At 47.7% G+C, this 702-nt stretch carries 1 protein-coding gene and 1 pseudogene; one reads left to right on the forward strand and one right to left on the reverse strand.

Going from position 1 to position 702, the window contains the following annotated elements; translation table 11 throughout:
• On the forward strand, window positions 1-513 hold a 513-nt coding region (locus A3729_RS02635), incomplete at its 5' end, for an aminotransferase class III-fold pyridoxal phosphate-dependent enzyme (protein ID WP_156497589.1).
• Here the strand turns inward: A3729_RS02635 and A3729_RS02640 are convergent.
• Window positions 510-702, reverse strand: a pseudogene (locus tag A3729_RS02640) (hypothetical protein); the annotation flags it as partial. The gene A3729_RS02635 and the pseudogene A3729_RS02640 sit on opposite strands and share 4 nt — an antisense overlap.

Here is a 702-nt window from a genome sequence, read left to right on the forward strand (position 1 = left end):
CCTGACCTAACTACTTTAGGAAAAGTAATTGGCGGTGGTTTTCCGGTCGGCGCTTTCGGTGGCCGTACAGATATTATGCAAGCGATAGCGCCTACAGGCCCAGTCTACCAAGCCGGTACTTTATCGGGTAATCCGCTCGCCATGGCAGCCGGTCTAGCTATGCTGAATGCGATATCCGAGCCAGGTTTCTATGAAGCGCTAAGTCTGCAAACCACGAAACTGGTAGACGGCTTAAAAGCAGCTGCTAAAGAAGCCGGTGTGCCAATGACCTTTAACCAGGTGGGTGCAATGTTTGGTTTCTTCTTTACCGAAGCAGAGCAAGTTTCTCGCTTTGATCAAGTCATGGAATGTGACTTGCCTCGTTTCAAGGCTTTCTATCATGCGATGTTAGAAGAAGGTGTTTATCTTGCGCCGTCTGCGTTTGAAGCTGGCTTTGTTTCAAGCGCGCACAGCGATAAGGAAATTGAAGCAACAGTTGAAGCAGCACGAAAAGTGCTCAAGTCTCTTGCTTAGTTTTCTGTAAAACCTTCTAAAATAGTATTCAGAAATAACAGGCCTTTGTCCGTCGTACATAGGCCTTCTTCCTTCATCAAGCCCCTTGTCTTGAGTTCCGTTAACATAGGCTCTAAGACGCTGAGTTCCAGGCCCGTACGCTGAGATAGTAGTGAAGCTGGCACACCTTTCGTCAGACGTAGAACATTC

It is taken from the genome of Oleiphilus sp. HI0043 (assembly GCF_001634935.1).